Annotated in this window: 17 protein-coding genes; 13 read left to right on the top strand and 4 right to left on the bottom strand. The window is 69.9% G+C overall.

Going from position 1 to position 19,170, the window contains the following annotated elements; all coding sequences use genetic code 11:
• Positions 1-24: 24 nt before the first annotated feature.
• On the bottom strand, positions 25-1,563 hold the full coding sequence (locus AC1RIF_RS05900; RefSeq protein WP_492600442.1) for an AMP-binding protein: 1,539 nt from the start codon (positions 1,561-1,563) through the stop codon (positions 25-27).
• Between the two features lie 58 nt (positions 1,564-1,621).
• Positions 1,622-2,563: a KPN_02809 family neutral zinc metallopeptidase gene (gene ypfJ, locus AC1RIF_RS05895; RefSeq protein ID WP_492600441.1), complete on the bottom strand. Its 942-nt coding sequence runs from the start codon at positions 2,561-2,563 to the stop codon at positions 1,622-1,624.
• A 167-nt stretch (positions 2,564-2,730) separates the two neighbouring features.
• Here ypfJ and aspS point away from each other — a divergent pair, with 167 nt between their 5' ends.
• Together aspS and AC1RIF_RS05885 are read left to right on the top strand one after the other, a co-directional pair.
• Positions 2,731-4,512 (top strand): aspartate--tRNA ligase, encoded by a 1,782-nt coding sequence (gene aspS / locus AC1RIF_RS05890; protein ID WP_492600440.1) that lies wholly within the window; start codon positions 2,731-2,733, stop codon positions 4,510-4,512.
• Positions 4,513-4,705: 193 nt separating this feature from the next.
• Entirely contained in the window at positions 4,706-5,884 is a 1,179-nt protein-coding gene (locus AC1RIF_RS05885; protein ID WP_492600439.1) for a kinase, read from the top strand.
• A 6-nt stretch (positions 5,885-5,890) separates the two neighbouring features.
• On the opposite strand, the gene AC1RIF_RS05880 is transcribed toward AC1RIF_RS05885, so the two are convergent.
• Positions 5,891-6,652: a TetR/AcrR family transcriptional regulator gene (locus AC1RIF_RS05880; RefSeq protein ID WP_492600438.1), complete on the bottom strand. Its 762-nt coding sequence runs from the start codon at positions 6,650-6,652 to the stop codon at positions 5,891-5,893.
• 195 nt (positions 6,653-6,847) lie between these two features.
• Here AC1RIF_RS05880 and AC1RIF_RS05875 point away from each other — a divergent pair, with 195 nt between their 5' ends.
• The 11 genes from AC1RIF_RS05875 (at position 6,848) to aroQ (ending at position 18,276) form a co-directional block, all read left to right on the top strand.
• Positions 6,848-7,006, top strand: a complete 159-nt coding sequence (locus AC1RIF_RS05875; RefSeq protein WP_492600437.1) for a DUF8730 family Cys-rich protein — start codon at positions 6,848-6,850, stop codon at positions 7,004-7,006.
• A gap of 53 nt (positions 7,007-7,059) precedes the next feature.
• A complete protein-coding gene (locus AC1RIF_RS05870) occupies positions 7,060-8,475 on the top strand; it encodes a replication-associated recombination protein A (protein WP_492600436.1) in 1,416 nt (471 codons plus the stop codon).
• A gap of 203 nt (positions 8,476-8,678) precedes the next feature.
• Positions 8,679-11,363 (top strand): alanine--tRNA ligase, encoded by a 2,685-nt coding sequence (gene alaS, locus AC1RIF_RS05865; RefSeq protein WP_492600435.1) that lies wholly within the window; start codon positions 8,679-8,681, stop codon positions 11,361-11,363.
• A 2-nt stretch (positions 11,364-11,365) separates the two neighbouring features.
• On the top strand, positions 11,366-11,926 hold the full coding sequence (ruvX, locus tag AC1RIF_RS05860; protein WP_492600434.1) for a Holliday junction resolvase RuvX: 561 nt from the start codon (positions 11,366-11,368) through the stop codon (positions 11,924-11,926).
• Positions 11,923-13,401: an endolytic transglycosylase MltG gene (gene mltG, locus AC1RIF_RS05855; RefSeq protein ID WP_492600433.1), complete on the top strand. Its 1,479-nt coding sequence runs from the start codon at positions 11,923-11,925 to the stop codon at positions 13,399-13,401. The genes ruvX and mltG overlap by 4 nt, the downstream gene beginning before the upstream one ends.
• A 5-nt stretch (positions 13,402-13,406) precedes the next feature.
• Positions 13,407-14,222, top strand: coding sequence for a shikimate dehydrogenase (locus AC1RIF_RS05850; RefSeq protein WP_492600432.1), 816 nt, complete (start codon positions 13,407-13,409; stop codon positions 14,220-14,222).
• A gap of 111 nt (positions 14,223-14,333) precedes the next feature.
• Positions 14,334-14,915, top strand: a complete 582-nt coding sequence (locus AC1RIF_RS05845; RefSeq protein ID WP_492600431.1) for a prepilin peptidase — start codon at positions 14,334-14,336, stop codon at positions 14,913-14,915.
• Positions 14,916-14,975: 60 nt separating this feature from the next.
• Positions 14,976-16,163 carry a chorismate synthase gene (gene aroC, locus AC1RIF_RS05840; RefSeq protein ID WP_492600783.1) on the top strand — a complete coding sequence of 396 codons (1,188 nt, stop codon included), beginning with the start codon at positions 14,976-14,978 and terminating at the stop codon, positions 16,161-16,163.
• Positions 16,164-16,167: 4 nt separating this feature from the next.
• Positions 16,168-16,737, top strand: coding sequence for a shikimate kinase (locus AC1RIF_RS05835; protein ID WP_492600430.1), 570 nt, complete (start codon positions 16,168-16,170; stop codon positions 16,735-16,737).
• A 4-nt stretch (positions 16,738-16,741) separates the two neighbouring features.
• A complete protein-coding gene (gene aroB, locus AC1RIF_RS05830; protein ID WP_492600429.1) occupies positions 16,742-17,851 on the top strand; it encodes a 3-dehydroquinate synthase in 1,110 nt (369 codons plus the stop codon).
• Positions 17,848-18,276 carry a type II 3-dehydroquinate dehydratase gene (gene aroQ, locus AC1RIF_RS05825; protein WP_492600428.1) on the top strand — a complete coding sequence of 143 codons (429 nt, stop codon included), beginning with the start codon at positions 17,848-17,850 and terminating at the stop codon, positions 18,274-18,276. The genes aroB and aroQ overlap by 4 nt, the downstream gene beginning before the upstream one ends.
• 104 nt (positions 18,277-18,380) lie before the next feature.
• Here aroQ and AC1RIF_RS05820 read toward each other — a convergent pair whose 3' ends face one another.
• A complete protein-coding gene (locus AC1RIF_RS05820; protein ID WP_492600427.1) occupies positions 18,381-19,076 on the bottom strand; it encodes a B-4DMT family transporter in 696 nt (231 codons plus the stop codon).
• Positions 19,077-19,170: the final 94 nt, after the last annotated feature.

Genomic DNA, 19,170 nt, shown 5'->3' with positions numbered 1-19,170 from the left:
GCGATGTCCACGGTGACCGGGGCGTCACCCCGAATGCGCGGAGCTCCAGTACGGCGCCCGCAGCAGGCGTTTGGCGAGTTTGCCCATGTTGCTGCGCCCCAGCGTCTCCCGGAACTCGATCGTCCGGGGGATCTTGTAGCCCGCGAGCTGATCGCGGCAGTGGGTGAGGAGAGCGTCGGAATCGGGTTGCCGGGCGGCGTCGCGCGGGACGACCAGGGCCCGCACCGACTCACCCATGTCGGTGTCCGGAACGCCGATGACCGCGACGTCCGCGACCTCCGGATGCGCCAGGAGTACCTGCTCGATCTCCGCCGGATAGATGTTGACGCCGCCGGAGATGATCATGTCGGTCTCGCGGTCGGTGATGAAGACGAAGCCCTCGTCGTCGACGTACCCGACGTCGCCCAGGGTGAACAGGCCCGGTCGGACAAGCGCCTCCGACGTCTTGTCCGCCGAGTTCAGGTAGGCGACCGACCGCCCGTCGCGTTCCTCGAACGCGAGTCGGCCCTCGACGCGCGCCGGCAGTTCGTTGCCGTCGGCGTCCACGGCCACCGCCCGCACGAACGGCGGTCGCACCCGCCCGACGCTGCCGGGCCGCTCCAGCCAGTCGGCGCTCGAGATCCCGCACAACGGCCCGGATTCGCTGCCACCGTACGAGTCGTACAGCACCGGCCCGAACCAGTCGATCATCGCGAGCTTGACGTCGCGTGGACACGGCGCGCCGGTATGCGTCACGAGCCGCAGTGAACTCACGTCGTAGTCGGCGCGGACCGCAGTGGGCAGAGACAGCAGACGGTGGAAATGGGTGGGCACCATCAGTGTGGTCGCGATGCGGTGGCGCTGGATGGTCGCGAGCACGGTTTCGGCGTCGAACCTCTCGAGGACCGTGACGGGCAGGCCTGCCGCGACCAGTCGGACGCCGGCGAGGGGGCCGGTGTGGTGCAGCGGACCGACGACGAGATGTCCGGGCCACTGCGCCAGTGGCAGCGTGCCCATCGATCGGACGTACCGGTCGACGCTCGCGCCCGGATCGGGGCTCCCGGCGAGGCTGTTGACGCCCTTCGGTCGGCCGGTGGTGCCCGACGTGTAGCTCAGGAAGGGCAGCGCCGGAACATCAATCGGGGGAGCGGCATCCGACGCCGCGGCGAGCCAGTCGTCCCAGTCGACGACGCCCTGGCCGGCCACGCGCCAGCCCGCGACCAGCGGTACCCCAGCCGCGCGGGCCGCCTCCGCGCCCACCGCCGCCGTCTCGGGGCCGACGAACAGCGCGTCGGCGCGGGAGTCCTCGAGGAGGTAGGCCAGTTCCGGGGCCGTCAGGTGATAGCTCGCCGGTACCGGCGAGCAGCCCGCGTAGATGATGCCGACATGCGCGAGGACCGTCTCCGCCGAGTTACGTGCGAACACCGCGACCCGTCGATCGGGGCCGACGACGTTCTCGCGCAGCGCGTTCGCGACCCGGTTCACGACCGATTCGACGTCGGACCACGACCACTCGGCGCGGCTGTCGCGCAGCGCAACCTCGTCGGGTGCGGCGAGCGCGCGCTCGCGGTGCAGGGTAGCCACGGCGGCCTCCTTCGAACGATCTACTGCGAGTGTCGAAGACAGGCTATGCGGCAGGCCCTCAGCGCAGCGCCGGGGGATTGTCCAGGCTGCGCGCCGAGTAGGTGTCGCACGCGCTCACCTTGCCCGTGTCGTGGCCGGCCAGGAACCAGGCCTGGCGTTGGTCCGACGACCCGTGGGTCCAGCCCTCTGGGTTCACCCTCGCGCCCGCCGACCGCTGGATCCGGTCGTCGCCCACCGCCGACGCGGCTGACAGGGCGTCGCGGATGTCGCTGTCCGAAAGCGGCTTCAGGAAAGGCTGGGGCGCGTTCGGGCCGGGCTGGGTGGACGCGTAGTGCGCCCAGATGCCCGCGTAGCAGTCGGCTTGCAGTTCCGTGCGCACGGCCTGCGACGTCGCACCGCGTGGATCCTGCTGTGCCCGTCCGATGTCGCCGAGCTGGTTCTGGATGTGGTGGCCGAACTCGTGGGCCACCACGTACTCCTGCGCGAGCGGACCGGCATTGGCGCCGAACTGGTCGACGAGGAGCTGGAAGAAGCTGGTGTCGAAGTAGGCCGTGGAGTCGGCCGGGCAATAGAAGGGGCCCACATCGCTGGTCGCGTTGCCGCAGCCGGTACGGATCGCACCGGCGAACAGGACGACCTCCGGCGCAACGTAATTCACCCCGGCCTGCGCCGGCAGCTGGGTACCCCACACCGCGTCGAGGCTCTCGGCGGTGCCCGCCACGCGGCAGTCGACGTCACGGTTCGCGTCGGTGCCGAACTCGCAGTCCTCGAGGGCCGCGCCACTGACCGCGCTGGTGCCGGAGTCCAGGGGCGTCCCGGTCGCGCCGCTGAGACCGCCGAGAATCGAGCCCGGGTCGCCGCCGAGCAGGAGCGCCAGGACCAGCACGATCAGGCCTCCGGCGCCGCCGCCGAGAACGAACTTGCCACCGCGCCCGCCGCCTCCGCCTCCGCCGACGGAGACGCGTCCGGCATTGATGCGGACATCGTCGTTGAACGTCATTGCGCTTGCTCCCTGTCCGAAACGCCTGTGCTGGTCGTTACAGCTTTCCAGTAATCCGGCATGCGTTTGGCGATAACGCGAGGTGCCTCCGTAGGATCGCACCAGACAGGACACCGTGTTGGAAGCACGGATCGACAACTGTGCTGGAAGTTTGTGAAAGGAATCCCGTGCTGCGCACCCACCTGGCCGGCTCGCTACGACCCGAGCACGCTGAGCAGACCGTCACCCTCACCGGTTGGGTGGCGCGGCGGCGCGATCACGGCGGGGTGATCTTCATCGACCTGCGCGACGCGTCGGGTGTGTCCCAGGTCGTGTTCCGCGCGGGCGACGTGCTCGAGCAGGCGCACCGACTGCGCGCCGAGTACTGCGTCAAGGTCACCGGCACCGTCGAGGTGCGCCCCGAGGGCAACCAGAACTTCGAGATCCCCACCGGTGCGATCGAGGTCAACGCGACCGAGCTCGAGGTGCTCAACGAGAGTGCCCCGCTGCCGTTCCAGCTCGACGACCAGGCCGGCGAGGAAGCGCGCCTGAAGTACCGCTACCTCGACCTGCGCCGCGAGGGCCCGGGCCACGCGATCCGACTGCGCTCCAAGGCCAATGCCGCGGCGCGCTCGGTGCTGGCGCACCACGAGTTCGTCGAGGTCGAGACCCCGACCCTGACCCGATCGACGCCTGAGGGCGCCCGCGACTTCCTGGTGCCCGCGCGCCTGCAGCCGGGCAGCTTCTACGCGCTGCCGCAGAGCCCGCAGCTGTTCAAGCAGCTGCTCATGGTCGGCGGCATCGAGCGCTACTACCAGATCGCGCGCTGCTACCGCGACGAGGATTTCCGCGCCGACCGCCAGCCCGAGTTCACGCAGCTCGACATCGAGATGAGCTTCGTGACGCAGGACGACGTCATGCTGCTCGCCGAGGAGATCCTCCACTCGGTGTGGAAGCTGATCGGGCACGAGATCACCACGCCGATCGATCGGATGACGTACGCGGAGGCGATGCGCCGCTTCGGTTCCGACAAGCCCGACCTGCGCTTCGACATCGAACTCGTCGAGTGCATGGACTTCTTCAAGGACACCACGTTCCGCGTCTTCCAGGCCGAATACGTCGGTGCTGTCGTCATGCCGGGCGGTGCGAGCCAGCCCCGCAAGCAGCTCGACGCGTGGCAGGAATGGGCCAAGCAGCGCGGCGCCAAGGGCCTCGCCTACGTCCTCGTCGGCGAGGACGGCACGCTCGGTGGCCCGGTCGCGAAGAACCTCACCGATGCGGAGCGCGAGGGCCTCGCCGCGCACGTCGGCGCGAAGCCGGGCGACTGCATCTTCTTCGCGGCCGGCGCGACGAAGCCGATGCGCGCGCTGCTCGGCGCGGCCCGCGGCGAGATCGCCCGCAAGCAGAACCTGATCGACCCCGACGCCTGGGCGTTCGTGTGGGTCGTCGACGCCCCGATGTTCGAGCCCACCGCCGACGCGACCGCCAGCGGTGACGTGGCCCTCGGCTACAGCGCCTGGACCGCCGTGCACCACGCGTTCACCTCGCCCAAGCCGGAGTCGATGGACACGTTCGACACCGACCCGGGTTCGGCCCTGGCCTACGCCTACGACATCGTCTGCAACGGCAACGAGATCGGCGGCGGCAGCATCCGTATCCACCGCAAGGACATCCAGGAACGTGTCTTCAAGGTGATGGGCATCTCGCACGAGGAGGCCGAGGAGAAGTTCGGCTTCCTGCTCGACGCCTTCGCGTTCGGCGCCCCGCCGCACGGCGGCATCGCGTTCGGCTGGGACCGCATCACCGCGCTCCTCGCGGGCGTCGACTCGATCCGTGAGGTCATCGCGTTCCCGAAGTCCGGCGGCGGCGTCGACCCGCTGACCGACGCGCCCGCCGCGATCACGGCGCTGCAGCGCAAGGAGTCGGGCATCGACTTCAAGCCGGAGCCGCCCGCTGCGGACGACAAGTAACGCCGAGATGGAGCCCCGCGTCACGCACGATGTGGCGCGGGGCTTCGTCGTCCGATCGTTCTCGGCCGACACACGGAAAACCGACCGTAACCGACCTGCAACCCTGCATTCGCCCAGGTCGTCGAGATCTGGGCGGCGGGGCGGGGGATGAATGCCGGGCCGTGAGCGGTGCGGCCGGGTAGGTTGGTGATCGATGACCGCAATATTGGCGGAACCCCTCTCCGAGGTAGTTGCCGCAGCCGAGAAGTTGCTCACTCGTCGGACCGGGGCACCGGTCCGACTCGTCGACCCCGTCGATCTCGGGGGGAGCGGCCGCACCGTCGTCCTTCGCGTCCGGGTCGCCGAGAATCCGTTCTCGCTGCCGCGGACGCTGGTGATCAAGCAGGTCCGCGAGACGTCGCGCAAGGCCGACCCGCGGCGCATCGAGTTCGAGGGCCTGGTGGACAGCACCACAGTCGACGTCGCTTTTCTCCGTGAGGCCGTCTCCTACCAGTTCGCGACCGCACTCGCGACCGAGAGTCGTCCGGGCGCCGAACTGTTGGCCTACGACTTCGAGACCCGACTGCTGGTCCTCGGTGACCTCGGTGACTCCACGCCGTTCGCCACGCTGCTCAAGAACGCCGATCCGGACACCGTCACGAATTCGCTGATGGCGATGGCGCAGGCACTCGGGCGGATGCATGCCGCGACCGTCGGACGTGAGGAGGACTTCACCGCGCTTCTGCGGCGTGCCGAGGTGGCACACTGCGGCGACGTGGTCGCCGACCAGGCGGCCGCCTCGCTCGAGGCGGTGCCGGGGCTGCTCGCCGAGCACCTCGACATCGACGTACCGCCGGAGGTGCTCGCCATCGCGGCGCGCGCCGGCAAACTCTTCGGCGGCGGTCGGTTCCGCGCCTTCAGCCCGTCCGATCTGTGCCCGGACAACATCATCGTCAACGACGAGGGTGTCCGGTTCCTCGACTACGAGTGGGGCGGTTTCCGGGACGCGACACTCGATCTCGCGTACGCACTGGTGTCGTTCCCGGCGTGCCTGTGCAGCATCGACCTGTCGTACGAGCGCGCCAGCGCGATGACCGAGGCGTGGCGGGCCGAGGTGGTCGGGATGTGGCCGGTGCTCGCGGACGACGATTTCCTCACCGAACGGGTGATCGACGCGCAGCTCGTGTGGGTGTGGCTCAGCACCTTCCTGTTCCTGCCCGAGGACTACACACGGATCGCCGCGGTGCGCGGACACCAGCTGTCGGCGCCCCGGACCGAGGCTCTCGCGTCGCGGTGGGAGGGTCTGGCCCGGTTCGCGGAGCGATCCGGAAATGTCGCGATCGCCGAGCATGCGGCGCTGGTGTCGGAGCGCCTGCGCGAGCGTCTGGGCTGACGCCACTCAGTCCCGGTCGGACCCGGCGGCGCCCGCCAGCAGCAGTTCGAGTGCCCGGCGCAGGTTTGCGCGCGCAGCGCGCTCCATGATCGGGACGTCGTCGTCCGGGGGAGCAGCGGCCGCGCCGTCGCCGCCCATCAATCTGCTGGACAGTGGGTAGCGGTCGGCGAAGTCCGGTGCCGCCGCGGCCAGCGCATCCATCCTGTCGGCCCACCACTGCTCGTCGCCCTCGCCGGTCACCGACGGTGCCCGGCGGGCGTCGACGACGGTGCGGGCGGCGGCCGCCGCGAGCGAGAACGCGGACGACGCGATCGCTGTCACGTCGGCGTGGTGGAGTCCGCTCGGCAGCAGGGTTCCGAGAAGCGACTCGAACGCGTCCTGTTGGTGTGGGCCCAGCACCGGACGTGCGTGTGCGAGGTCGAGCATCCAGGGGTGCTCGACGTACAGCTCGAGCAGATACTCGGCCCACTCCGTCACCGATATCGGTCGGGTCGCCGCGAAGCCGGCGTAGGCCCGGTCGTACATGAGGTCGAGCAACTCGGCCTTCCCGCCGACGTAGGTGTAGAGCGCCATCGCAGTGCACCCGAGGCGATCTCCGATCGCGCGCAGGGGGACGGACGCGTCGCCGCGTTCATCGGCGATCGCCGTGGCTGCCGCGACGATCGAGTCGAGTGTGAGTCCCGAGCCGGCGTCGGATCGAGCGGTGGGGGGTTCCCACAGCAGCGACAGTGTCCGTTCGGCACTCCAGTGTCCGGTCGTCGGCTCCACACCGAGTCTCCTATACGTCGTATAGATGCAGTTCAGGCCAACTATACGAGGTAAAGCACCCGGCTGCTGGCAAGTTCGTGCGGGGGTGACGGCTGCCCTCGCCGGCCGTCCGGTGGTGTGGGGATCGGCACAGTGACCTTGATACCCCAGGGGGTATTATTGGTGAATCCTGAACCCACCGCGAGGAGATCCAACGTGTGTTACGCCGTCACCTGCCGGACCTGCAACAAGACCACCTGGGGAGGCTGCGGCCAGCACGTCGACAGCGTCATGCGCACGGTGCCGGCCGCTCAACGCTGCAAGTGCGAGCAGCCGGCCAGGCCAGGGTTCTTCAAGTCACTGTTCGGGCGCTGACCGCGAGGTGAGCGTGGTCGCCGGTCGTCGGTGTCGGCTAGTAGCGTCGAGGCGTGACTGATTTCTTCGGCGACACCGACACCGCGGGTGACGGGGCGGGTCTGTTCGAGGCTCCGGCGGCCGAGCCCGAACCGGAGTCGCGGCCGCTGACCTCGGTGCCGCCGCGGCCCGTGTCGCCGAGTCCGGGGGCACCCCTCGCGGTGCGGATGCGCCCCGCGACCCTCGCCGAGGTCGTCGGCCAGCAGCACCTGCTCGGGCCGGGTGCGCCGCTGCGTCGACTCGTGGAGGGTTCCGGCGCGTCGTCGGTCTTGCTCTACGGGCCGCCCGGCACCGGCAAGACCACGCTCGCATCGCTGATCTCCGGCGCGACGGGCCGAAAGTTCGAGGCGCTGTCCGCGCTCTCCGCGGGCGTCAAGGAGGTGCGCGGCGTCATCGAACTCGCGCGGCGCCGCCTGCTGCAGGGTGAGCAGACGGTGCTGTTCATCGACGAGGTCCACCGCTTCTCCAAGACGCAGCAGGATGCCCTGCTCGCGGCCGTGGAGAACCGGATCGTGCTGCTGGTGGCCGCGACCACCGAGAATCCGTCGTTCTCGGTGGTGTCTCCACTGCTGTCGCGCTCGCTGGTACTGCAACTGCAGTCGTTGACCGCCGACGACATCCGTGTCGTCATCGAGCGCGCCCGCGCCGACGAGCGCGGTCTCGGCGGGTCGGTCGACCTCACCGACGACGCACTCGAGCATCTCGTCCGGCTCGCCGCGGGCGATGCGCGGCGGGCGCTGACGGCGTTGGAGGCCGCCGCGGGCACCGCACTCGACCGCACCGACGCTCGCCCCGCGACGGTGGACCTCGAGACGGTCGAGTCCAGCGTCGACAAGGCCGCCGTCCGCTACGACCGTGACGGCGACCAGCACTACGACGTCATCAGTGCGTTCATCAAGTCGATCCGCGGATCCGATGTCGATGCCGCGCTGCATTACCTCGCGCGGATGATCACGGCGGGGGAGGACCCGCGGTTCATCGCCCGCCGCCTCGTCGTGCACGCCAGCGAGGACATCGGCATGGCCGACCCGACCGCGCTGCAGACCGCGACGGCGGCGGCGCAGGCAGTGCAGCTGATCGGCATGCCGGAGGCGCGGCTCGCCCTCGCGCAGGCCACCATCCACCTCGCAACCGCGCCGAAGTCCGGTGCGGTCATCGCTGCGCTGGGTGCTGCGATGGCCGATGTCGCGGCCGGTAAGTCGGGCCTCGTCCCGCCGCATCTGCGGGACGGCCACTACGCCGGAGCGGCGCAACTCGGCAACGCCGTCGGCTACAAGTACCCGCACGACCACCCGGACGGGGTCCTGCCCCAGCAGTACCCACCGGACGAGCTGGTCGGCGTCGACTACTACGAACCGACCACCCACGGCGCCGAGCGTGAGATCGCCGGGCGGGTCGGCAAGCTCCGCAGGATCGTGCGGGGCCGCTGAGTCGGGTCGTGTCGTCGGCGAGACCGTGGTCCGATGCGTGGCGCTCGTCACTGCGGCGGCGGGATCCGGCGGAGCGTCACGTGCACCGAATAATCGATTGGTCCCGGGGCGTTAAGCTTGCCAATGGCCGATTCGCATCTCGGAGGCGACGTCGGCTGCCGAACACAGTGATACTCGACGGACATACGTAAGGACGAACACAGGTGCAGACCCACGAGATCCGTAGGCGCTTCCTCGACCATTTCGTCAAGGCGGGCCACACCGAGGTGCCCAGCGCCTCGCTGATCTTCGACGATCCGAACCTGCTGTTCGTCAACGCGGGCATGGTGCAGTTCAAGCCGTTCTTCCTCGGCCAGCAGACGCCGCCCTACGACACCGCGACCAGCGTGCAGAAGTGCGTGCGTACCGGTGACATCGAGAACGTCGGCGTCACCACCCGGCACAACACGTTCTTCCAGATGGCCGGCAACTTCAGCTTCGGCGACTACTTCAAGCGCGGTGCGATCAAGCACGCGTGGGCGCTGCTGACGAACAGTGTCGAGGACGGCGGCTACGGCTTCGATCCCGAGCGGCTGTGGGTCACCGTCTATCTCGACGACGACGAGGCCCGCGACATCTGGAAGGAAGAAGCCGGCATCCCGGACGAGCGCATCCAGCGCCGCGGCATGGCCGACAATTACTGGTCGATGGGTGTGCCCGGCCCGTGCGGTCCGTGCTCGGAGATCTACTACGACCGCGGCCCGGAGTTCGGCGCCGAGGGCGGCCCCGAGGCCGACGAGGATCGCTACCTCGAGATCTGGAACCTCGTGTTCATGCAGAACGAGCGCGGCGAGGGCACCGGCAAGGACAGCTTCGAGATCCTCGGCCCGCTGCCCAAGCAGAACATCGACACCGGCATGGGCGTGGAGCGTGTCGCGTTCCTGCTGCAGGGCGTCGACAACGTGTACGAGACCGACCTGGTCCGACCCGTGATCACCAAGGCCGAGGAGCTCTCCGGCCGCACGTACGGCGCCGACGGCCCGGACGGGTCCGCTGCCGATACACGGTTCAGGGTCATCGCCGACCACGCGCGCACCGCCGTGATGCTGATCGCCGACGGCGTCAACCCGGGCAACGAGGGCCGCGGCTACGTGCTGCGTCGCCTGCTGCGCCGCATCATCCGCTCGGCCAAGCTTCTCGGCGCGGACAAGCCCAGCATGCGCGAGTTCGTGACCGTCGTCCGCGACACGATGTCGCCGTCGTATCCGGAACTGACCACCGACTTCGATCGCATCGTCGGCGTCGCGGTGGGCGAGGAGACGGCCTTCCTGCGTACCATCGCGGCCGGTTCGAAGATGTTCGAGGCGGAGGCCGACGAGGTCAAGGCCGCAGGCAAGAAGGTCTTCGGTGGCAACGAGGCGTTCGTGCTGCACGACACCTACGGCTTCCCGATCGACCTCACCCTCGAGATGGCAGCCGAGGCCGGACTGAGCGTCGACGAGGACGGCTTCCGCTCGCTCATGGCCGAGCAGCGCAAGCGTGCCAAGGACGACGCGCAGGCCCGCAAGCACGCGCACGCCGACCTGACGGTCTACAAGGAGTTCGTCGACCGTGGACCCACCGAGTTCACCGGCTTCAACGAGCTGGTGTCCGAGGCGCACGTGCTGGCGCTGATCTCGAACGGTGTCCGGGTGCCCACCGCGACGGCCGGGCAGGACGTCGAGGTCATCCTCGACCGCAGCCCGCTGTACGCGGAGGCCGGCGGCCAGATCGCCGACCTCGGCACCATCACCGCCGCGGGCCTGCGGGTGCAGGTCAACGACGTGCAGAAGATCGCCAAGAAGGTGTGGGTCCACAAGGTCACCGTCAAGGAAGGCCAGATCACCGAGGGTGACGTCGTCCTCGCACAGGTCGACGCCGAATGGCGCAAGGGCGCCACGCAGGGCCACTCGGGCACCCACATGGTGCACGCCGCGCTGCGACAGGTGCTGGGCCCCAACGCCGTTCAGGCCGGCTCGCTCAACAAGCCGGGCTACCTGCGCTTCGACTTCAACTGGCAGGGCCAGCTGTCGGAGTCGCAGAAGCAGGAGATCGAGGTCGTCACCAACGAGGCCGTTGCCGCCAACCACGCGGTCAACACTTTCGTCACCGATCTGGACAAGGCGAAGCAGATGGGCGCGATGGCCCTCTTCGGCGAGAACTACGGCGACGAGGTCCGGGTCGTCGAGATCGGCGGACCGTTCTCGATGGAACTGTGCGGCGGCACGCACGTGCAGACGTCGGCGCAGATCGGTCCGGTCACGCTGCTCGGCGAGTCCTCGGTCGGTTCCGGTGTGCGCCGCGTCGAGGCGTTCGTCGGTCTCGACTCGTACCGCTACCTGGCCAAGGAGCGCGCACTCCTCGCCGGTGTCGCGTCGTCGCTCAAGGTGCCCTCGGAGGAGGTCCCGGCCCGCGTCGAGGCGCTCGTCGATCGTCTGAAGGCGGCCGAGAAGGAACTCGAGGCCACCAAGGCTGCCGCTGTCCTCGCGTCCGCCGGAACGTTCGTCGACAAGGCTCATCGTTTCGGCGAGGTGCTGCTGGTCGCCGAGCAGGCGCCCGACGGTGTCGCCGGCAACGACCTGCGCGGCCTCGTCACCGACATCCGGGGCCGCTTCGGCACCCAGCCGGCGGTTGTCGTGCTGCTCGGCAACGCCGACGGGAAGGTGCCGTTCGTCGTCGCCGCGACCAAGGCTGCCCAGGACCTCGGCATCAAGGCCGGCGAACTGGTGTCGAGCTTCGGCCCGCAGATCGGCGGCCGCGGCGGCGGCAAGGCCGACATGGCGCAGGGCTCCGGCTCCGACGTCTCCGGGATCCCCGCGGCCCTCGACGGCGTGCGCGGCCGGGTCGCCGAGCTGGCAGGAAACTCCTAGCGGTGCCCGCGGCCTCGTCGGGTCCCGACAAATCTGCCCTGTCGGGTCCTGATCGGCCCGGCGTCGACGACCCCGGCCGCGGCCGTCGGATCGCGATCGACGTCGGCAGTGTGCGGATCGGGGTGGCCTCGTGCGACCCCGACTGCATCCTCGCGACACCGGTCGAGACCGTTCCTCGCTCGAAGGATCGGGGCCCCGACGCGCCGGACATCCGGCGGATTGTCGCGCTTGTCGAGGAGTACGAGGCCGTCGAGGTTATCGTCGGTCTGCCGCAGACGCTGCGCGGGGAACGCGGGAAGGCCGCGGGCCTCGCGTCCGCCTTCGCGCAGAGGGTGCGCCGCCGCATCGATCCGATTCCCGTGCGGATGGCCGACGAGCGGCTGACGACGGTCACGGCGTCGCGTGCCCTCCGCGAGAGCGGGGTCAGCGCGAAGGGGCAGCGGCCGATGATCGATCAGGCCGCCGCTGTGGCGATCTTGCAGGGATGGTTGGACGAGCGGAGCAGAGCTGTGAACGAAACGGATCCGGACGGTAGCGGCCGACCCACGGAGGACGGCCTGTGAACGATCATCGGCAGCCGGGGCGTCCCGAGTTCGAGTCGGCTCCCGGCTACGACGATCACCACTACCCCGACGGCGATCAGAACGATCCCGGTCAGGGCTACTATTCCGACCCCGGCTACGACACGGCCGGCTACGGCACGGCCGGCGATTACGGGGACGGCACCGACGGCTACGACCCGCACCGCGGCTATCCGACCGGACAGGACTACGGGTACGAACCCGAGTTCGATCCGTACAACTACGACGACTCGTCCCGGCGGGCACTGCCGACCGCGGTCGGCGCACAACCGCAGAGCCGCGCCGAGATCCGGCGGGAACGGGCGGCGGCGCGGCGCAAGCGTCGGGGCCGGGTCATCGGGGTCCTCGCCGGCGCTGTGCTGCTCGGCGGCATGGGCGCGGCCGCCGTCGCGGTCTACGACCAGGTCAACGGCAGCGATTACGCCGACTACGCCGGACCGGCGGGACCCGAGGTGGTCGTGCAGGTTCACTCCGGCGACACCGCCGACCAGATCGCGCGCGCGATGGCCGACAAGGACGTGGTCGCGAGCCCGTCGGCGTTCTACCGGGCCGCGCTGCGCAACGACGCAATGAGCTCCGTGCAACCGGGCTTCTATGCGGTCGCCACGAAGATCTCGGGCACCGACGCGGTGGCCGCGCTGGTGTCGCCGTCCGCACGCGTCGGTCAGACGGTGATCTCGGAGGGGCGCCAGCTCCACGACACCCGCGACGTGCAGACCGGTGCCGTGAAGAAGGGCATCTACACGCTGATCTCGGAGGCCAGCTGCGTCGGCTCGACCGAGGCACGGAAGTGCATCAGCTACGACGACCTCAACACGGCCGGGGCGAGCTCGGATCTGGCGGCTCTGGGCGTCCCGGACTGGGCACGCACACAGGTGGCGAACGTCCCGGACCGGGATCGCCAGCTCGAGGGACTGATCGCCGCCGGCAGCTGGGACTTCGATCCCACCGAGTCGCCCGTCGAGATTCTCGAGCACCTGGTCAGCTCGAGCGCGGAGAGCTACGAGGCCACAGGCATCAGGACTGCCGGTGGCAATGTCGGCCTCGACCCGTATCAGATGCTGATCGTGGCGTCGCTCGTCGAACGCGAGGCGCTGCCCGCGGACTTCGACAAGGTCGCCCGCGTCGTGGTGAACCGGCTCGCGGTGAACCAGCCGCTGCAGTTCGACTCCACCGTGAACTACGCGCTCGACGAGACCGAGGTCGCCACGACCGACGCCGACCGTGCCCGTGTCACGCCGTGGAACACGTACGCCAGCCCGGGTCTGCCGGCCACACCCATCTCGTCGCCGAGCATCAACGCGCTTCGTGCGGTGGAGAATCCGGCTCCCGGTGACTACCTGTACTTCGTGACGATCGACAAGAAGGGCACCACGCTGTTCACCCGGAGTTACGACGAGCACCTCGCGAACATCGGGTTGGCGCAGCAGAGTGGCATCCTCGACAGTGGAAGGTGATCGCAGTGGCCGCGCGTAAGGCCGCCGTCCTCGGCAGTCCGATCTCGCACTCGAAGTCCCCGGACCTGCACCTGGCCGCGTATCACGCGCTGGGGCTGACGGACTGGACGTACGATCGCATCGAGTGCACCGGTGAGCAGTTGCCCGGTCTCGTCGCGGGCCTGGGCCCGGAGTGGGTCGGACTGTCGGTGACGATGCCCGGCAAGGTCGCCGCCCTCGAGTTCGCGACCGAACGCACCGAGCGGGCGATCACGATCGGCTCGGCCAACACCCTTGTCCGCATCGACGGCGGCTGGCGCGCCGACTGCACCGACGTAGACGGTGTCCGCGGTGCCCTCGTCGAGGGTGGCATCGGAGACCTGGCCGGCTCGTCCGCGGTCGTCGTCGGCGCCGGCGGCACCGCGCGTCCCGCCCTCGTCGCACTGGCCGACCTGGGGGTGCGCTCGGTGACCGTCGTCGCGCGGGACGTCGAGCGGGCCCGCGCGACCCTCGACTGTGCCGAGGCCGTCGGGCTCGGCGTGCGGCACCTGACGTTCGACGACGGCGCACTGGCCGATCGGTGCGCCGAGTCGGCTGTGCTCGTGAGCACCGTTCCTGCGGCGGCCGCCGGACCGTTCGCCGAGGCGATCGGGCGGGCCCCGTTCGTGCTCGACGCGATCTACGACCCGTGGCCCACCCCGCTCGCGGACGCTGTCGAGCGCGCCGGCGGCACAGTGGTCGGCGGTCTGGCGATGCTGCTCAACCAGGCCTACGGGCAGGTCGAGCAGTTCACCGGCAGGCCCGCGCCCCGCGAGGCGATGGCGGCGGCACTGCCGCGCTGAGCCCGCGCCGGTCGTGCGCGGTTTCTCCACAGCCGACCGCGTATCCACAGACCTGTTCGCGGCCCCCGATTCCCGCCGCCGGGTGTCTCGGCGACGCCGCATGCTCTCGAGATGTGGTGGATCGGTGTGGTGGGCATTGCGGTGGGTGCGGTCGCGGGTGCGGGAGCCGGACGTGTCGTGGCACGGTTCGCGCCGGAGTGCCCGGTCGCGCCGGGATGGTGTGAGGGTGCGTGCGCACTCGCCTTCGGTGCGGTCGCACTGCGGTGTGGGCTGGCTCCCGCGCTGGTGCCGGCGCTGCTGTTCGTGTGGTGGACGGTCACGGCCGCGGTCGTCGATCTGCGGGTTCGCCGTCTCCCCAACCTCCTGACGCTGCCCGGTGCGGCGGCAATCGTGGGCTTCGCGGCCGCCACGGGGCAGTGGCGGCCGGCGGTCGTCGGCGGTCTGATGCTGTCGGGGCTGTACCTGCTCGTACACCTGTCCGCGCCCGCGGCGATGGGTGCGGGGGATGTCAAACTGGCGATCGGTCTGGGCGCCGCGGCGAGCCTGGGAGGGGCCCAGACGTGGCTCGTGGCCGCAGCGCTCGCGCCCGTCCTCACCGCCGTGGCGGGGGTGTTGCGGGGGAGAGCAGGCGGCGTCATCGCCCACGGGCCGTCGATGTGCGCGGCGACGGCGTTGGCGATGTGGCCGGTGTGACGGGAGCGGCAGACGGCCCGCTGTCGTACCGACGGCCGTACTCGTGGAAAGATGCTGGATGTGTTGCGCTGGATAACTGCTGGAGAGTCCCATGGTCCCGCCCTCGTTGCCATGCTCGAGGGGATGGTTGCCGGCGTCGAGGTGACGTCCGACGACATCGCGGCGCAGCTTGCGCGCCGTCGCCTCGGCTACGGCCGCGGTGCCCGCATGAAGTTCGAGGCCGACAAGGTCACGATCATCGGTGGCGTGCGGCACGGTCGCACCCTCGGCGGTCCGATCGCGGTCGAGGTGGGTAACACCGAGTGGCCCAAGTGGGAGACGATCATGTCCGCCGACCCGGTGGACGAGGTGGAACTCGCCGGTCAGGCCCGCAACGCTCCACTGACCCGTCCGCGCCCCGGCCACGCCGACTACTCGGGCATGCTCAAGTACGGCTTCGACGACGCCCGTCCCGTCCTCGAGCGCGCCAGTGCCCGGGAGACCGCGGCCCGCGTCGCGGCGGGCACCGTGGCCCGCCAGTTCCTGCGTCAGCTGTTCGGCGTCGAGGTGGTCTCGCACGTCATCTCGATCGGCGCGTCCGAGCCCTACGTCGGCCCCGGTCCTGGCGCCGACGCGCTCGATGCCATCGATGCCAGCCCCGTGCGTGCTTTCGGGGAAGCAGCAGAAACGTCCATGATCGCCGAGATCGAGGCCGCCAAGAAGGACGGCGACACCCTCGGCGGCGTCGTCGAGGTGATCGTCCACGGTCTGCCGGTCGGCCTCGGCTCGTTCATCAGCGGCGCCGACCGTCTCGACTCCAAGCTCGCCGCCGCCCTCATGGGCATCCAGGCGATCAAGGGCGTCGAGGTCGGCGACGGATTCGAGACCGCTCGCCGCCGCGGCAGCGCCGCGCACGACGAGATGCGTCCCGGCCCCGACGGCGTCCTGCGGTCGACCAACCGCGCCGGCGGCCTCGAGGGCGGCATGACCAACGGTGAGGCGCTGCGAGTGCGCGCCGCGATGAAGCCGATCTCCACCGTCCCGCGGGCGCTGTCGACGGTCGACATGTCGACCGGTGAGGAGGCCGTCGCGATCCACCAGCGTTCGGACGTGTGCGCGGTTCCGGCCGCGGGTGTCGTGGCCGAGGCGATGGTCGCGCTCGTGGTGGCCCAGGCCGCGCTCGACAAGTTCGGCGGCGATTCCCTCGAGGAGACCCGTTCGAACTATCAGCGTTACGTCGACGGCATCGCGGCCCGTCTGTCGCGGTGACGCGATGACGCCGCGCGCCGTCCTCATCGGGCCGCCGGGCGCCGGGAAGTCGACCATCGGCCGCCGCCTCGCGCAGGCGCTCGATCTGGAGTTGCTCGACACGGACGCCGAGATCGAGCGTGAGACCGGCCGTACCATCCCGGAGATCTTCGAGGTGGACGGGGAACCGTTCTTCCGGGAGATCGAGGAACGTGTGGTCGGGGAGGCGCTCGAGTCGCACGACGGGATCCTGTCCCTGGGCGGTGGCGCGATCCTGTCCGAACTCACCCGTACCCGATTGGCGGGGCATACCGTGGTGTACCTGGAGATCAGTGTCGCGGAGGGGCTCAAGCGAACCGGGGCGAACACGGGGCGACCGCTGCTTGCCGGCGCCGACCCCAAGTCCAAGTACCACGCCCTGATGCGTCGCCGTCGGCCGCTGTACCGCCAGGTGGCGACCATTCGGGTCCGCACCGACAGCCGAAGTCCCAGCCGGGTGGTCCAGCAGTTGGTGACCAAGTTGACCGGTGGGGCCGCCGCAGGCGACCCGGCACGAGACGACACAGCACGATACGACACAGAAGCGGAGCAGTAGAGAAGTGACCGAACCGGTACGCGTCGAGGTGGCCACTGCCGATCCCTACCCGGTGATCATCGGGCGAGGTCTGCTCGGCGAGCTCGTCGAGGAACTCGAGGGCACCCGCACGGTGGCCATCTTCCATCAGCCGCCGCTCGCGGAGACCGCGGAGGCAGTGCGTGCGGCTCTGGCGGAGAAGGGAATCGACGCCCACCGCATCGAGATTCCCGACGCCGAGGACGGCAAGGATCTCGCGGTCGCGGGATTCTGCTGGGAGGTGCTCGGTCGCATCGGGCTCACGCGCAGCGACGCCGTGGTCAGCCTCGGCGGCGGTGCCGCAACGGATCTCGCGGGCTTCGTGGCCGCGACGTGGATGCGTGGCGTGCGGATCGTGCACGTCCCGACGACGCTGCTGGCGATGGTCGACGCCGCGGTCGGCGGCAAGACCGGCATCAACACCGAGGCCGGCAAGAACCTGGTGGGCGCGTTCCACGAGCCGTCGGCGGTCCTGATCGACCTCGCGACGCTCGAGACCGTGCCGCACAACGAGATCGTCGCGGGCATGGCGGAGGTCATCAAGACCGGCTTCATCGCCGACCCGGTGATCCTCGACCTCATCGAGGCCGACCCTGCCGCGGCGCTGGATCCCACGGGCACGGTGCTGCCCGAGCTGATCCGCCGCTCGGTCGAGGTCAAGGCCAAGGTCGTCGCCGCCGACCTGCGCGAGTCGAGCCTGCGCGAGATTCTCAACTACGGACACACCCTCGGCCACGCGATCGAGCGCCGTGAGCGCTACCGCTGGCGTCACGGCGCCGCCGTGTCCGTCGGCCTCGTGTACGCCGCCGAACTCGGCCGCCTCGCGGGCCGCCTCGACGACGCCACCGCGGACCGGCACCGGTCGATCCTCGAGCTGGTCGGCCTGCCCACCACGTACGACGGCGACGCCTTCCCCCAACTGCTCGAGGGCATGCAGACCGACAAGAAGAACCGCGCCGGTCTGCTCCGCTTCGTGGTGCTCGACGGACTGGCCAAGCCGGGCCGGCTCGAGGGTCCGGATCCGTCGCTGCTCGTCGCCGCCTACGGTGCGATCGCGCGGGACGCGAGCCCCAGTGGCGGGACGGTGCTGCTGTGAGGGTTCAGGTCGTCAACGGTCCCAACCTGGGGCGTCTCGGCAAGCGTCAGCCGGAGGTCTACGGCTCCACCACGCACGACGACCTGGTCGCGCTGTGCCAGCGGACCGCGAAGGAACTCGGGATCGAGGTCGTCGTCCGGCAGTCCGACAGCGAGGGTGAACTACTGGGCTGGATCCACGACGCCGCCGATGCCGGCGACCCGGTGATCCTGAACGCCGGGGGACTGACTCACACGTCGGTCGTCCTGCGCGATGCGTGCGCCGAGCTCACGGCCGGCCTGGTGGAACTGCACATCTCGAATGTTCACGCGCGGGAGGAGTTCCGCCACCACTCGTACCTCAGCGGCGTCGCGACCGGGTCGATCGTCGGTCTGGGTGTCGCGGGCTACGCGTTGGCGCTCCGGTTCCTGGCCGAACGGGGCTGACGCTCGCCAGACGCCACGGGAGTCGGTCGACCGGGCACGACAGAACGGGCCGGGGCGGATGATCCGCCCCGGCCCGTTCGTCTCTCAGTGCGACTGTCGGTGGTCTATGTGTCGGCTCGGTGCGCCCCACCGGGCCGGCCGTCCGGATCGACCGGCGCGAAGACCTCGGTATCGGTGTTGTCGGCCGGCACCGAGCCGTGGCCGGCCCCGTCGCCAGGGTGATCGGCGGCGCCGTCGCCGTAGTCGTAGCCGGTCTCGGTGCCGTGCTCGTACGACCACTCACTGCCGGCATAGTTCTCCGCGGCCGCCTCCTCGACGTCGACATCGGCGTCGTCCGCGTACGGCACCGCGCCGGACGCGGCGGTGCCGCCGGTCCGGGCTTCGCGTCCGACCAGGAACCGGCCGAGGGCGACACCGATGGTCGCGGGAATGAAGATCAGCAGGATCGTGAACGCCGCTCCCGAGGTGACCTCGAAGAACAGCGAGCCGTTGGTGACCGCGATGTCGAAGATCGTTCCGACGATCCAGGACGCGGCTCCGGCGAGGACGCCGGCGATGACGGCGGCCTTGAGCCACATCATCGTCAGGTCCGTGGACTGGTCCGGATCGGGATGGGCGCGACGGTCACGGATGCCGTCGAGTGCGCCCCACAGGAACGCCGCGAGGATCACGAGGATCAACGAGAACCACCTCAGGACGCCGCCCTGCTGGGGCCACTGCGTCACCGCGGCTCCCAGGAAAGTGCGCACCACGACGTGTACCAATGCCAGACCGAGACCGCGTACGACCCACCCATTCATGTGACACAGCGTAACCAGCAGGATTCGGCGCGTGTGCCCTAACCCACACAAACGCCCCGAAGAGGTGTCGGCCACGTCCACGGTGCCCGGGCCG

Source organism: Prescottella sp. GW823-FHT02E09 (assembly GCF_058797375.1).
Note: the sequence above shows the minus strand (reverse complement) of the source record. Positions and strands in the feature narration are given on the sequence as shown.